This window comes from Pseudomonas sp. 65/3-MNA-CIBAN-0223 (genome assembly GCF_040310425.1).
Lineage (GTDB): Bacteria > Pseudomonadota > Gammaproteobacteria > Pseudomonadales > Pseudomonadaceae > Aquipseudomonas > Aquipseudomonas gregormendelii.
The window spans coordinates 338,774-352,577 of the sequence record NZ_JBEOPV010000004.1; the positions used below are offsets into that span (position 1 = coordinate 338,774).

The following is a 13,804-nucleotide window of genomic DNA, read 5'->3' on the forward strand; positions in this document are numbered from 1 at the left end:
TTTTTGAGGGGTCAGGGTATGAATGACAAGGCGACGGCGGCAAAGGGTTCTGAAGATCCGATCCTGCAATGGGTAACCTTCAAGCTGGACAATGAAACCTACGGCATCAACGTAATGCGCGTTCAGGAAGTACTGCGCTACACCGAGATCGCGCCGGTTCCGGGTGCCCCAAGCTACGTGCTCGGCATCATTAACCTGCGCGGTAATGTCGTCACCGTGATCGACACCCGTCAGCGCTTCGGCCTGATGAACGCCGAGATCAGCGACAACACCCGCATCGTCATCATCGAAGCCGACAAGCAAGTGGTCGGGATCATGGTCGACAGCGTGGCGGAAGTGGTTTACCTGCGTCAGTCGGAAATCGAAACCGCGCCTAACGTCGGGAATGAAGAGTCCGCCAAGTTCATTCAGGGCGTGTGCAACAAGAACAACGAACTGCTGATCCTGGTCGAGCTGGACAAGATGATGAGCGAAGAAGAATGGTCGGACCTGGAGAACATCTGATTGATTCTTGAGGTCGCGGTCATTGTCCTGTTCCTTTTGTGGGCAGGCACCCTGGCAATGTTCCTGGCGTACGTGCGTACGCAAAAACCGCTCGCGGCGAAACAGGTCGAGGGCGACGCGCTGCGCGATCAGCGGATCAAGGACCTGACCCGACGCGTCGAGAACTACCAGGACGGTAACGTGCGCATGGGCCAGGAACTGCAGGAACTGCGCGCGGTAGTCGGGCCAATACCGGACAAGCTGGTGGCGCTTGAGCAGCGCGACCCGTCGAGCCTGTCCTTTGCCCAGGCAGCGCGCCTGGTTGGCATGGGCGCCAGCGCCGAAGAGCTGACGGCGTCCTGTGGCCTGACCCAGGCCGAGGCGGAGTTGATGCGCAAGTTGCACAAGAGCTGATAGATCAAAAGATCGCAGCCTCGTTTCACTCGACAGCGCCTACGGGACTGTAAGCGTTCCACTGTAGGAGCTGCCGAGTGAAACGAGGCTGCGATCTTTTACAAACGGCACCTCAATAATCATCCCCACGTGCAGTCACGTCCTTCTCCACCATCGGCGCATCCGGATCCTGCCCTTGCGGAAATTTCCCCTTCAACCTCCAGGCAAACGCAATAATCTCCGCAATCGTTCGATACAACTCTTCCGGAATACTCTCGCCCAACTCCATTCGCGCCAGCAACTTCACCAGTTCGGCGTTCTCGTAGATGGGTACTTCGTAATCACGGGCAATCTTCAGGATGGCTTCGGCCAGGGCATCGTCGCCTTTGGCCGTGAGCGTCGGGGCGTGGGTGCCGTCGTACTTGAGGGCGATGGCCTGGCGTGGGGTGTCGGAATGGCTCATGCGGTTTCATCCACCCAGCGTTGTTCGAGACGGGTTTGCGGGCCTTGGGGTGGGGTTCCGAGGTGACAGTCGATGTCGCCCACGTTCAGGCCAGAATCGAGCAGTTGTTGCCGCAGGGCTGCCAGGTTGCTTTCGATCAGGCTGGCGGTGTACGGCCGCTCGGCCCACAGCTGGCCAGACAGGCTGCCACTGATCAGCTGGGCCTGAACCTGCAACGGCCCCAGCGGTTCCATGTCGAACGCCAGCTCGACTCGCCACAGTTGCTGCTTGGGTGGGCGTTCTTCATGACGATCTTTTGGCTGTTCTTTTTCCGGCGCGTCTTCACGCTGGAATTTGACCTGCAGCGGCACAATGTCCTGCAGGTTGCGCATCGGGATTTCCAGCTGCCAGGTACTCATCAAGCGCCCGTCGGCGGTCACCCCTGTCTGTTCCAGGCTCGACAGCTGGTGACTTTGCAGGCGCGATACTGCAGCGGCCGCCAAGCGCAGCAGGTGTTCGAGATCATCCTCACCTTCGGCACTCTGCAACAGGCGATCGGTCAGGGGAAAGCTGGTCGGCGAGGGCTTGGCGCTCACCTGGCTGAGCATGCCCAGGGCATTGCGCATGAAGCTCGGCATGGCCTGGGCCAGGGTGTTGGCGGCAATGATCGCGTTCATGTGCGTGTTGGGGGCCGGGCTCAGTTGGGCGATCAGCCTGAGCAGATCACCTTTCATATCCGGGGCCAGCGACGGATTCAGCCCGCCCAGGAGCTTTGATTCGAGGAACACGCCGCTGTTCGCCAGGGCCAGCGCCAGGCCTTTCGGGCTGCTCAATTGCTGAATATCCGGCAGACCAGCGAGCAGCTTTTCGGCAGCGGCGCGCAAGTCGCTGGAGGTCTGGCTCCCGGCGGGCAGGTTCTGCAGAAGCTTCAGCAGGCCGTCCAGGGAGCCTTGCCGGCTGTGCTGGCTGGCCAGTTGCTGGGTCACTGCCAGTTGCTCCGAGCGGCTGCCGAGCGGGACGAATTTGAGTGTCTGGCTGTCTTGCACCAGGGCGCTGAGCAAAGTGCCGATGCGCAGTGGCGTCGGGCTGTCGATGCTCAAGGTACTGCCGCTCAGAGCAGTGTTGAGCAGGCCGACCATTGAGCGATACACCGTGGGCTGGCCGGATTCCTGCGGCAGCACCTGGGACGTCAGGACCTTGCCTTGCAGCAGCGTGCCGGCGGGCAATTGCGCCGGGTTGAGGCGGGTGAGGGTGGCCGCGCCAGAGGCGAGGGCCTGTTGCAGGGTGATCGCCAGGTTGCCCGCCGAGGGTTGTGTGATTGCCAGGCTGGAGCCTTGGGGCAAAGGCTGGGCACTGATGGCTTGGAGCGTCGTCTGGCGCCCGTTCTCCAAGGTGATCTTGAGCAGCAATTGAAAGGCCTGGTCGGCCTGCTTGAGTGACAGCACTTCGGCGTTGGCGGATTGGCCGGCGGATATCAGGCCCTCCATGGGTGTCAGCAACTTGAGCAGTTCGCCGCCGGTTTGCGGGCGTGAAGTGGCCGGCGCATTCTGCAAGATCGGGAGGATGTTCATTTCGCCTGTCATACGCGGTCACAACCTGAGGAAATTGCACTCTTGAGAGTAGGGGATGGCATGTATAATGCCGCCCCGTCGTCTATGGGGCGCGCGAAACAATGCATTTGTTTGACGCAGTTCCCCATAACGGGCCGCCAATGCATTTATCCTGCATCTCTTTAGCGGCCGCAATACCGCCGACTTGAACCGTAAAGGCCCGTGATCTCTTGACCAGTCCAGTCCTGCAAACCGTTGCCCTTGCCTGTGAGCGAGACCTTCGGCTGCTTTTCGAAAATCTCGAATTGAGACTGGCCAGTGGCGAAATGGTGCAAATCAGCGGGCCCAACGGCAGTGGCAAGACCAGTTTGCTGCGGCTTTTGTCAGGATTGATGCAGCCGACTGCCGGTCAAGTGCTGCTCAATGGCCAGCCGCTCAGCGAGCAACGGCACGAACTGGCACGCAACCTGTTGTGGATTGGCCATGCCGCCGGGATCAAGGACCTGTTGACTCCGGAAGAGAACCTGAGCTGGCTCTGCGCCCTGCATCAACCTGCCTCCCATGAAGCCATCTGGCAGGCGCTCGGCGCCGTCGGGCTGCGTGGCTTCGAGGATGTGCCCTGTCACACCCTGTCCGCCGGCCAGCAGCGGCGTGTGGCGCTGGCGCGGTTGTACCTGGACAGTCCGCCGTTATGGATTCTCGATGAACCCTTCACCGCGCTGGACAAACAGGGCGTGGCGCAACTCGAGGAACACCTTGCAGCCCACTGTGAGCAGGGCGGCATGGCCGTACTGACGACCCACCACACGCTGAGCCGTATGCCGGCCGGCTACCGCGACATTGATCTGGGGAACTGGGCCGTATGAGTGTTTTTGGCCTGTTGGTTGCCCGCGAGGCGCGCTTGCTGTTCCGTCGTCCGGCCGAACTGGCCAATCCGCTGGTATTTTTCGCCATCGTGGTTTCACTGTTCCCTTTGGCGGTCGGGCCCGAGTCTCAATTGTTGCAAACCTTGTCTCCGGGACTGGTCTGGGTAGCAGCCCTTTTATCGGTTTTGCTCTCGCTGGACGGGCTCTTCCGCAGTGATTTCGAAGATGGTTCCCTTGAACAGTGGGTCCTTTCGTCGCACCCCCTGGCCCTTCTGGTTTTAGCCAAGGTACTGGCACACTGGGCCTTCTCCGGCCTGGCTCTGGTTTTGCTCGCACCACTGCTGGCGTTAATGCTCGGATTGCCTGCCGCCTGTCTGCCGGTGTTGCTGCTTTCCTTGTTGCTGGGTACACCAGTGCTGAGCCTGCTGGGTGCAGTGGGCGCGGCGTTGACCGTGGGTTTGAAGCGTGGTGGCTTGCTGCTGGCGCTTTTGATACTGCCGCTGTACATCCCGGTATTGATTCTCGGCAGTGGCGCCTTGCAGGCGGCACTGATGGGCATGCCGGCGACCGGTTATCTGTTGTGGCTTGGTAGCCTGACCGCCTTGGCGATAACCCTTACACCCTTTGCAATAGCTGCTGGCCTGAAGATCAGCGTCGGCGAATAATAATGAGGTCTGGTCATTTTTTGATCGTTTTCTTTTGAAAAAAAGGCAGACCCTTGGCTCTTCATAGCGAAGAGCAACCGTGATGGAAACAGTAATGAACTGGACCTGGTTTCATAAGCTCGGCTCACCCAAATGGTTCTACGGCATCAGCGGCAAACTGCTGCCGTGGTTGAGCATCGCGGCGTTGCTGCTGATAGGTATTGGCGTGGTCTGGGGCCTGGCCTTCGCGCCGCCCGACTATCAGCAAGGCAACAGCTTTCGCATCATCTATATCCATGTACCGGCTGCCATGCTGGCGCAGTCGATCTATGTGATGCTGGCGGTGTGCGGCATCGTCGGGCTGGTATGGAAGATGAAACTGGCCGACGTCGCCCTGCAGTGCGCTGCGCCCATCGGCGCCTGGATGACCGCCGTGGCGCTGGTCACCGGCGCGATCTGGGGCAAGCCGACCTGGGGCTCGTGGTGGGTCTGGGATGCGCGACTAACGTCCATGCTGATCCTGCTGTTCCTGTACTTCGGTCTCATTGCGCTGGGCAACGCCATCAGCAATCGTGAGAGCGCCGCCAAGGCGTGTGCGGTGCTGGCGATTGTCGGGGTGATCAATATCCCGATCATCAAGTATTCGGTGGAGTGGTGGAACACCCTGCACCAGGGCGCCACCTTCACCCTGACCGAAAAGCCGGCGATGCCCGCTGAAATGTGGCTGCCGCTGCTACTGACCGTGCTGGGTTTCTATTGCTTCTTCGGCGCGGTGCTGTTGCTGCGCATGCGCCTCGAAGTGCTCAAGCGCGAAGCCCGGGCCAGTTGGGTGAAAGCCGAAGTGCAGCACAGCCTGGAGGCCGCGCGATGAGTTTTGCTTCATTCGGCGACTTCCTCGCCATGGGCCATCATGGCCTGTATGTCTGGTCAGCCTACGGCATCTGCCTGGCAGTGTTGGCCCTGAACGTGGCGGCGCCGATCCTGGCCCGCAAGCGGTATCTGCAACAAGAGGCGCGTCGTCTGCGCCGGGAGAACGGCAAGTGAATCCGCTGCGCAAAAAGCGTCTTATCATCATTCTCGCGATCCTGGTCGGGGTTGGCGCTGCTGTCGGCCTGGCCCTGAGCGCCCTGCAGCAGAACATCAACCTGTTCTACACACCGACCCAGATCGCCAGCGGCGAAGCCCCGCAGGACACGCGCATTCGCGCCGGTGGCATGGTCGAGGCCGGTTCGCTGAAACGTTCCGGCGATTCCCTGGACGTGAAATTCAACGTCACCGATTTCAACAAGACCGTGACCATCAGCTACCGCGGCATCCTTCCCGATCTGTTCCGTGAAGGGCAGGGGATCGTGGCGTTGGGCAAGCTCAACGCCGAGGGCGTGGTGGTGGCCGACGAAGTGCTGGCCAAGCACGATGAAAAATACATGCCGCCGGAAGTGACCAAGGCCTTGAAAGACAGTGGCATGTCGGCACCTACTCCTGCGAAAGAGGGCTAACTGATGACTGCTGGACTCTATAGCGCCGGGTTGTACATCCCGGAACTGGGCCACCTGGCCATGATCCTGGCGCTGTGTTTTGCCCTGGTTCAGTCGGTAGTGCCCTTGCTCGGCGCCTGGCGCGGCGATCGCCTGTGGATGAGCCTCGCGCAACCTGCGGCCTGGGGACAGTTCGCGTTCCTGCTGTTTGCCTTTGGTTGCCTGACCTATGCGTTCATGGCGGACGACTTCTCCGTGGATTACGTCGCCAGCAACTCCAACAGCGCGTTGCCGTGGTACTACAAATTCAGCGCCGTGTGGGGCGCGCACGAAGGCTCGCTGCTGCTTTGGGCATTGATCCTGGGCGGCTGGACCTTCGCTGTATCCGTGTTCTCACGGCAACTGCCGCAGGTGATGCTGGCCCGGGTGCTGGCGATCATGGGCATGATCAGCACGGGTTTCCTGCTGTTCCTGATCCTGACGTCCAACCCGTTCGCACGCATCCTTCCGCAAATCCCGGCCGACGGTCGTGACCTCAACCCGTTGCTGCAGGACATCGGCCTGATCGTTCACCCGCCGATGCTGTACATGGGTTACGTGGGCTTCTCGGTAGCGTTCGCGTTCGCCATCGCCGCGCTGTTGGGCGGTCGTCTTGATGCAGCCTGGGCGCGCTGGTCGCGTCCGTGGACCATCGTCGCCTGGGCCTTCCTCGGAATCGGCATCACCCTGGGCTCCTGGTGGGCCTATTACGAGCTCGGCTGGGGTGGCTGGTGGTTCTGGGACCCGGTGGAAAACGCCTCCTTCATGCCTTGGCTGGTCGGCACCGCACTGATTCACTCATTGGCCGTCACGGAAAAACGTGGCGTGTTCAAGAGCTGGACCGTGTTGCTCGCCATCGCTGCGTTCTCCCTGAGCCTGCTGGGAACCTTCCTGGTGCGTTCCGGGGTTCTGACCTCGGTGCACGCGTTCGCCTCTGATCCGGAGCGCGGCGTGTTCATCCTGATTTTCCTGCTGTTCGTGGTCGGTGGTTCGCTGACGCTGTTCGCCCTGCGTGCGCCGGTGGTGAAGAGTCAGGTCGGCTTCAACCTCTGGTCCCGGGAAACCCTGTTACTGGGCAACAACCTGGTGCTGGTGGTGGCGGCTTCGATGATCCTGCTCGGCACCTTGTACCCGTTGATCCTGGACGCCATGACCGGGGCCAAGCTGTCGGTCGGCCCGCCGTATTTCAACGCGCTGTTTATCCCGCTGATGGCACTGCTGATGGTGGTCATGGCCATTGGCATGCTGGTGCGCTGGAAAGACACGCCGGTCAAATGGCTGGTGGGCATGCTCACTCCGGTGTTGCTGGGCAGCGCTGCTTTAGCCGTGATCGCTGGCGTCGCCTATGGCGATTTCAATTGGGCCGTGATCGCGACCTTCATGCTTGCGGCCTGGGTGTTGCTGGCCGGCGTGCGCGACATCTTTGACAAGACTCGTCACAAGGGCCTGATCAAGGGCCTGCCGACCCTGACCCGCAGCTACTGGGGCATGCAGATCGCGCACCTGGGCATCGCCGTGTGTGCCCTGGGCGTGGTTCTGTCGAGCCAGAACAGTGCCGAGCGCGACCTGCGCCTGGCGCCGGGTGAATCCATGAGCCTGGGCGGTTACCAGTTTGTATTCGAAGGTGCCAAACACTTCGAAGGCCCGAACTTTACCTCCGACAAGGGCACCGTTCGGGTGATCAAGGACGGCAAGGAAATCAGCGTGCTGCACCCGGAAAAACGCCTGTACACCGTGCAGAACTCGGTCATGACCGAGGCGGGGATCGATGCCGGTTTCACCCGTGACCTCTACGTCGCCCTAGGCGAACCTCTGGGCGATGGTGCCTGGGCCGTACGCGTCCACGTCAAGCCGTTCGTGCGCTGGATCTGGTTCGGCGGATTGCTGACCGGTTTCGGCGGATTGCTGGCGGCGCTGGACCGGCGTTATCGGGTCAAGGTCAAAAGCCGCGTGCGTGAAGCGCTGGGCATGTCGGGAGCCACTGCATGAGACGTTGGTTGATGTTGCTGCCGCTCGCGATTTTCCTGGTGGTGGCGGTTTTTCTGTACCGCGGGTTGTACCTGGACCCGGCCGAGCTGCCGTCGGCGATGATCGGCAAGCCGTTCCCGGAGTTCTCGCTGCCTGCGGTGCAGGGTGACAAGACGCTGACCCGGGCAGACATCCTTGGCAAGCCGGCGCTGGTCAACGTGTGGGGCACCTGGTGCATTTCCTGCCGCGTCGAGCACCCGGTACTGAACAAGCTGGCCGAGAAGGGCGTGGTGATCTACGGCATCAACTACAAGGACGTCAACGCCGACGCCTTGAAGTGGCTGGCGGAGTTTCACAACCCTTACCAGCTGGATATCCGCGACGACGAAGGTACCCTGGGCCTGAACCTCGGTGTCTACGGCGCACCGGAAACCTTCTTTATCGACGCCAAGGGCATCATCCGCGACAAGTTCGTGGGGGTCATCGACGAACAGGTCTGGCGCGAAAAACTGGCCGCCAAGTATCAGGCGCTGGTCGACGAGGCCAAGCCATGAAGCGCTGGATTGCCGCCGCAGTGCTGGGCTTGAGCATGGCCGGGATGGCTCATGCGGCCATCGACACCTATGAGTTCGCCAAGGAAGGTGACCGCGAGCGTTTTCGCGAACTGACCAAGGAGCTGCGGTGCCCCAAGTGCCAGAACCAGGACATCGCCGACTCCAACGCGCCGATCGCCGCTGATCTGCGCAAAGAGATTTTCCGCATGCTCGGCGAGGGCAAGGACAACCAGCAGATCATCGACTTCATGGTCGATCGCTACGGTGATTTCGTCCGTTACAAACCCGCGCTGAATGCCAAGACCGCACTGCTCTGGTTCGGCCCCGCCGGCTTGCTGCTGGGCGGTTTTGTGATCATTGCCGTGATAGTTCGCCGTCGTCGCGTCCTGCGCACCGATAGCCCGGACTCGCTTTCCGTGGATGAACGCGAGCGCCTCGACCACCTGCTGGATAAAACCAAGAATGATTGATTTCTGGCTCGCTGCAGGTCTGCTGCTTCTGGTTGCCCTGAGTTTTCTGTTGATCCCTGTTTTGCGCGGCCGTCGCGCCCAGCTTGAAGAGGATCGTACTGCCCTGAACGTCGCGTTGTATCAGGAACGCGTGGCTGAGTTGCAAACTCAGCAGGAAGAGGGCGTGCTCAACGCTGCGCAAATGGACACCGGTCGTGCCGAAGCCGCCCGTGAGCTGCTGGCTGATACCGAAGGCGTCGCGGCACCGCGTGTTTCGCGCCTGGGCAAACCATGGCCGCTGCTGGCGGCGATTCTGGTGCCGGTGCTGGGCCTTGGTCTGTACCTGCACTTCGGTGCCAGCGACAAAGTCGAGCTGACCCGTGAATTCGCCCAGGCTCCGCAGTCCATGGAAGAGATGACCTCGCGCCTGGAGCGCGCGGTCGCGGCTCAGCCCGATTCTGCGGAAGGCCTGTACTTCCTGGGTCGTACCTACATGGCCCAGGACCGTCCTGGTGATGCGGCAAAGATGTTCGAACGCACCGTGGCGCTGGCCGGTCGTCAACCTGAGCTGCTCGGCCAATGGGCGCAAGCGCAGTACTTTGCCGACGGCAAGAAATGGTCGGACAAGGTACAGGCCTTGACTGACGAAGCATTGAAGGCCGATCCGAAAGAAGTCACCAGCCTGGGGCTGCTGGGTATCGCGGCATTCGAGGGCGAGCGCTATCAGGACGCCATCGATTACTGGAACCGGCTGCTGGCGCAATTGCCGCCCGAAGACAATTCCCGTGCAGCCCTGCAAGGCGGGATCGCCCGGGCCAGCGAGAAACTCGAAGCCGGCGGCGGCAAAGTTGCCCAGGCGCCGGTCGCCAAGGCGGCACTGTTGAAAGTCACGGTGGACCTTGCCCCCGAGTTGAAGGCCAAGGTGCAGCCCGGTGACAGCGTGTTCATTTTTGCCCGCGCAACGTCCGGCCCTCCGGCACCTTTGGCGGCCAAGCGCCTGACTGTGGCCGACTTGCCCGCGAGCGTCGAACTGGGTGATGCCGACGCGATGATGCCGCAGTTGAAACTGTCCAACTTTCCTGAAGTCCAACTGGTTGCGCGAATCTCCCGTGCCGGTCAACCGACTGCCGGCGAGTGGATCGGTCGCAGCCAGCCACTGGCCAGCAGCACCTCAGCGCCACAAAAACTGACCATCGACAGCCCGGACAAATAACAGGAACCGCCTATGACCGCCATCGCCCGTATCACCCTGCTCAGTATGGTCCTGGGGTTAAGCGCTTGTGCGGTCCAGCGGCCCGAACCTGCGCCGTTGCCGCCGATCCCGCCATCGCAGCCCAAGCCGACCCCCTCGACTTCACCTGCGCCGAGCAAACCGAACGTCCCGGCCAAACCGGCCAAGCCAATACCGCGCACTTCGGCGAGCTTCGCGCCGCCACCGGGTGGCAACAGCCATTGGGATGCCAAGCTCGGCGTGTATGTGCTCGATGACCAGACCAATACCTTCTATCGCCAGCGCACCTATTATCGCTGGAGCAACGGCTGGAGCCGCTCTGTCAGCCCGAATGGTCCATGGGAAGACACTGACATCCACGGCGTGCCCAGTGGTTTGGGCCGGCAGTTCAAGTGACGCAAAGGCGACCTCAGGGTCGCCTTCTTGATTGCCCCACGTGTACCCAACCCTGCGAAAAATGAAGAGAGTGAATGGATGGCAGGCAGGTTGATCTATCTCATCGGACCTTCAGGTTCGGGCAAGGACAGCCTGCTGGATGCCGCGCGAACGCGGTTGGCCGAACGTAACTGCCGCATCGTGCGGCGCGTGATTACCCGCTCGGCTGAAGCCCTGGGTGAGTCGGCGCTGGGCGTGAGCCTGGATCAATTCACCCGGCTCGAGGCCCGGGGCGAGTTTGCACTGAGCTGGCGCGCCAACGGGTTGTGCTACGGCATCCCCCGTGAAATCGACGATTGGCTGGCCGCAGGACAGAACGTCCTGGTCAATGGCTCGCGCGGTCATCTGCCGGCAACCCGGCAGCGTTATCCGGATTTGCTTGTCCTGTTGCTGACCGTGGAGCAGAGCGTGCTGCGTGAGCGTTTGCGGGCCCGCGGGCGTGAATCGGTCGAAGAGATCGAGGCGCGGCTGGCGCGCAATGCGCGGTTCAGTGAACAGGTACTTGCGGAGCACGATCCGGCGCTGTGTGTGATCGATAACTCGGGGGCGCTGGAGGATACGGTTGAGTGCTTGTTGAGGTGTATTGACGGAGAGTCGACTGCATCCACCCCGCACCAATAGTCTGATAGCCGCTCGGCCAGTAATTTGATTCCCCAGAATCACATACTGCAAAACACCCGCCCGTGAAAATTCGAATTTTTGTGCTTGAATAAAGATAACTCTAGGGTTATCTTTATTTTGGTGTGGCAAGGAGGCTCGCGGTGCAGAGCAGATTATTGATCAAGGAGCTGGAGGAGGCAGGTTGGGTGCTGGATCGGGTTACTGGCAGTCATCACGTCTTCACTCACCGTTACAACCCGTACACCATCCCCGTGCCGCATCCGAAAAAGGATTTGCCGGTGGGCACGGTCAAGAGCATCAGGAGGCGTGCGGGGCTCGACTACCCGACGGCCAATTGCGCAGGAGATCCATAATGCAATACCCAATCTGTATCGAGTGGGGCGACGAGAACACCGCCATCGGTATTCAGATCCCCGATATTCCTGGCGCAGTGACGGCCGGAGATACCTTTGAAGATGCTTACAATGCGGCCGTCGAGATCGCCCACATCATGCTGCAGGAGATTGCCAGTGGAGGGGACACGATTCCCATGCCGACCTCCGCAGCCGAGCACCGTGGTAATCACGACTTTGCAAACATGGGGTGGGGCATGCTGGAGCTGGATATCTCGCCATACATGGGCAAGACCGAGAAGGTCAACGTGACACTTCCCGGGTACGTCATCCAGCGCATTGATCGCTACGTGCGCGACCACAACATCAAGAGCCGCTCGTCCTTCCTTGCCGATGCTGCGATGGAAAAGCTGGTTCGCCAATGATTGCGACTACCAGCGCGCGGGCAGCAGTGCGCCTGCCCGCAACACTTGGTGCTTTACGCGGCTGCCAGTGAGCGTTTTTCTGAAACACTCAGGAACCGCAACAACGCCAGAACAGGAAAAGCGCTGCCAACAATCACGATCCACAACCAGCCGCCGTGTTCATACACCGCACTCGCCACCGAGGAGCCAAACGCGCCGCCGATGAAGATGCTGGTCATGTACAAGGCGTTCAAGCGGCTACGGCTCTTGGCGTCCAGGGCATACACCGCACGTTGGCCCAGCACCATGTTCATCTGCACACAAAAATCCAGCACCACGCCGGTCACCGCCAGGCCTATGACGCTGTAGAGCGGGTGGATGAAGGCCGGCAGGAAACTCAGGCTGGCGAACACCAGGGCCAGCAGTGAGGCGATGCGCGTGTGCCCGGCATCAGCCAGACGCCCGGCGATGGGGGCCGCGATTGCACCGATGGCGCCGACCAGGGCGAAAATGGCGATCTGGGTTTGCGACAATCCATGATTACGCGCCAGCTCCAGCGGCACCGCGGTCCAGAACAGGCTGAAGGTTGCAAACATGCAGCCCTGGTAGAACGCGCGCTGACGCAGCACTGGCTGATTACGCAGCAGCGTCCACAGCGAGCCAAGCAGTTGTCCGTAGGACGCGCTGTGATCAGGCTTGCGCTTGGGAATGGTCAGGGCCAATACGACGCTGATTGCCGCCATCAACACCGCGGCAATCACGAACATCGCACGCCAGCCGAAGTGGTCCGCGATCACACTGGAGACCGGCCGTGCCAACAAGATCCCCAGCAACAAACCGCCCATGATCCCGCCGACCACGCGCCCACGGGATTCCTCCGGGGCCAGGTGTGCGGCGAGGGGGATCAGGATCTGCACTGACACCGAACTGAAGCCCACCAGCAATGAGATCAGCAGGAACAGGTTCGGCTGATCGGTAAACGCCGCGCCCAGCAGGCTGGCAATGGCCACCAGCGTGGTGATGATCATCAACCGCCGATTTTCCAGCAGATCACCCAGAGGAACCAGGAAAAACAGCCCCAGCGCGTAACCAATCTGCGTCAATGAAACGATCAGGCTGGCCATGGTGCTGGTCAGGCCGATGTCCGGCGCGATCAGGCCAATGATCGGCTGGGCATAGTAGATGTTGGCCACGATCGCGCCACAGCAAAAGGCAAATAGCAGGACCATGCCGCGGGTCATCGTCGCGGTGCCCTGAGGCACTGGGTTCGCTGGAGTCATGAGGTGTCTCGTGAACAATTGAGGAATGTGTGCAGGCTAAGCGGCAGGGCGGAGGGGTGGAAGCGATTTTGGAGTGATAGTAATCATGCCCTTGCGCAATGATTGAGGAGCAACCGCGTGCCTTACTAAGGCTGATGATACATTTACTTACATGTGCTGCCATAGCGAACATGACCATGCAGCACTTGTGTTCGGCGGACATCTCTGTGGGAGCGAGCCTGCTCGCGATGGCGTCTGCACATTCGACAACGATGCGGCAGGGAGATTGCCATCGCGGGCAAGCCTTGCTCCCACGGTAGTGCTGGTGGACGCAGCATTTATGTACGGCGCAGATCACTGTGGGAGCCAGCCTGCTGGCGATGGCGTCTGCACATTCGACATTGATGTGGCAGGGAGATTGCCATTGCGGGCAAGCCCGCTCCCACAGGGTAGTGCTGGTGGACGCAGCATTTATGTACGGCGCAGATCACTGTGGGAGCCGGGCTTGCCCGCGATGGCGTCTGCACATTCGACATTGATGTGGCAGGGAGATTGCCATCGCGGGCAAGTCCGCTCCCACAGGGTAGTGCTGGTGGACGCAGCATTTATGTACGGCGCAGATCACTGTGGGAGCCAGCCTGCTGGCGATGGCGTCTGCA

18 protein-coding genes are annotated in these 13,804 nt (G+C 60.9%); 15 read left to right on the top strand and 3 right to left on the bottom strand.

Annotated elements, in window-relative coordinates; all coding sequences use genetic code 11:
• Positions 1-18 precede the first annotated feature (18 nt).
• Complete coding sequence (locus AAEZ09_RS06580; RefSeq protein WP_007946765.1) at positions 19-504, top strand: chemotaxis protein CheW; 486 nt, start codon at positions 19-21, stop codon at positions 502-504.
• Positions 505-897: a DUF2802 domain-containing protein gene (locus AAEZ09_RS06585; protein WP_045061201.1), complete on the top strand. Its 393-nt coding sequence runs from the start codon at positions 505-507 to the stop codon at positions 895-897.
• A gap of 112 nt (positions 898-1,009) precedes the next feature.
• Here the strand turns inward: AAEZ09_RS06585 and AAEZ09_RS06590 are convergent, their stop codons facing one another.
• Positions 1,010-1,339, bottom strand: coding sequence for an EscU/YscU/HrcU family type III secretion system export apparatus switch protein (locus AAEZ09_RS06590; protein ID WP_045061200.1), 330 nt, complete (start codon positions 1,337-1,339; stop codon positions 1,010-1,012).
• Positions 1,336-2,901, bottom strand: coding sequence for a flagellar hook-length control protein FliK (gene fliK / locus AAEZ09_RS06595; protein ID WP_350598706.1), 1,566 nt, complete (start codon positions 2,899-2,901; stop codon positions 1,336-1,338). The genes AAEZ09_RS06590 and fliK overlap by 4 nt, the downstream gene beginning before the upstream one ends.
• 197 nt (positions 2,902-3,098) lie before the next feature.
• On the opposite strand from fliK, the gene ccmA reads away from it, so the two are divergent.
• The 13 genes from ccmA (at position 3,099) to AAEZ09_RS06660 (ending at position 11,907) form a co-directional block, all read left to right on the top strand.
• Positions 3,099-3,734: a cytochrome c biogenesis heme-transporting ATPase CcmA gene (gene ccmA / locus AAEZ09_RS06600; protein WP_350598708.1), complete on the top strand. Its 636-nt coding sequence runs from the start codon at positions 3,099-3,101 to the stop codon at positions 3,732-3,734.
• The gene (gene ccmB / locus AAEZ09_RS06605; protein ID WP_045061197.1) at positions 3,731-4,399 is read left to right on the top strand and encodes a heme exporter protein CcmB; all 669 of its coding nucleotides are present in this window, start codon (positions 3,731-3,733) and stop codon (positions 4,397-4,399) included. The genes ccmA and ccmB overlap by 4 nt, the downstream gene beginning before the upstream one ends.
• Before the next feature lie 94 nt (positions 4,400-4,493).
• Positions 4,494-5,249, top strand: coding sequence for a heme ABC transporter permease (locus AAEZ09_RS06610; RefSeq protein WP_045061196.1), 756 nt, complete (start codon positions 4,494-4,496; stop codon positions 5,247-5,249).
• Entirely contained in the window at positions 5,246-5,422 is a 177-nt protein-coding gene (gene ccmD / locus AAEZ09_RS06615; protein ID WP_008055370.1) for a heme exporter protein CcmD, read from the top strand. The genes AAEZ09_RS06610 and ccmD overlap by 4 nt, the downstream gene beginning before the upstream one ends.
• The gene (gene ccmE / locus AAEZ09_RS06620; protein WP_045061195.1) at positions 5,419-5,874 is read left to right on the top strand and encodes a cytochrome c maturation protein CcmE; all 456 of its coding nucleotides are present in this window, start codon (positions 5,419-5,421) and stop codon (positions 5,872-5,874) included. Before ccmD ends, ccmE begins: the two co-directional genes overlap by 4 nt.
• Before the next feature lie 3 nt (positions 5,875-5,877).
• Positions 5,878-7,881 carry a heme lyase CcmF/NrfE family subunit gene (locus AAEZ09_RS06625; RefSeq protein ID WP_045061194.1) on the top strand — a complete coding sequence of 668 codons (2,004 nt, stop codon included), beginning with the start codon at positions 5,878-5,880 and terminating at the stop codon, positions 7,879-7,881.
• Positions 7,878-8,414, top strand: a complete 537-nt coding sequence (locus AAEZ09_RS06630; RefSeq protein WP_122837966.1) for a DsbE family thiol:disulfide interchange protein — start codon at positions 7,878-7,880, stop codon at positions 8,412-8,414. Before AAEZ09_RS06625 ends, AAEZ09_RS06630 begins: the two co-directional genes overlap by 4 nt.
• Complete coding sequence (locus AAEZ09_RS06635) at positions 8,411-8,884, top strand: cytochrome c-type biogenesis protein (RefSeq protein ID WP_045061192.1); 474 nt, start codon at positions 8,411-8,413, stop codon at positions 8,882-8,884. The genes AAEZ09_RS06630 and AAEZ09_RS06635 overlap by 4 nt, the downstream gene beginning before the upstream one ends.
• Positions 8,877-10,076, top strand: a complete 1,200-nt coding sequence (gene ccmI / locus AAEZ09_RS06640) for a c-type cytochrome biogenesis protein CcmI (protein WP_350598713.1) — start codon at positions 8,877-8,879, stop codon at positions 10,074-10,076. Before AAEZ09_RS06635 ends, ccmI begins: the two co-directional genes overlap by 8 nt.
• 12 nt (positions 10,077-10,088) lie before the next feature.
• Positions 10,089-10,490 carry a hypothetical protein gene (locus tag AAEZ09_RS06645; RefSeq protein ID WP_350598716.1) on the top strand — a complete coding sequence of 134 codons (402 nt, stop codon included), beginning with the start codon at positions 10,089-10,091 and terminating at the stop codon, positions 10,488-10,490.
• A gap of 78 nt (positions 10,491-10,568) precedes the next feature.
• Positions 10,569-11,150: a phosphonate metabolism protein/1,5-bisphosphokinase (PRPP-forming) PhnN gene (gene phnN, locus AAEZ09_RS06650; protein ID WP_350598717.1), complete on the top strand. Its 582-nt coding sequence runs from the start codon at positions 10,569-10,571 to the stop codon at positions 11,148-11,150.
• A 140-nt stretch (positions 11,151-11,290) separates the two neighbouring features.
• Positions 11,291-11,503 carry a type II toxin-antitoxin system HicA family toxin gene (locus AAEZ09_RS06655; protein WP_045061188.1) on the top strand — a complete coding sequence of 71 codons (213 nt, stop codon included), beginning with the start codon at positions 11,291-11,293 and terminating at the stop codon, positions 11,501-11,503.
• The gene (locus tag AAEZ09_RS06660) at positions 11,503-11,907 is read left to right on the top strand and encodes a type II toxin-antitoxin system HicB family antitoxin (RefSeq protein WP_045061187.1); all 405 of its coding nucleotides are present in this window, start codon (positions 11,503-11,505) and stop codon (positions 11,905-11,907) included. Before AAEZ09_RS06655 ends, AAEZ09_RS06660 begins: the two co-directional genes overlap by 1 nt.
• Positions 11,908-11,960: 53 nt before the next feature.
• Here AAEZ09_RS06660 and AAEZ09_RS06665 read toward each other — a convergent pair whose 3' ends face one another.
• Entirely contained in the window at positions 11,961-13,166 is a 1,206-nt protein-coding gene (locus tag AAEZ09_RS06665) for an MFS transporter (protein WP_350598720.1), read from the bottom strand.
• Positions 13,167-13,804 lie beyond the last annotated feature (638 nt).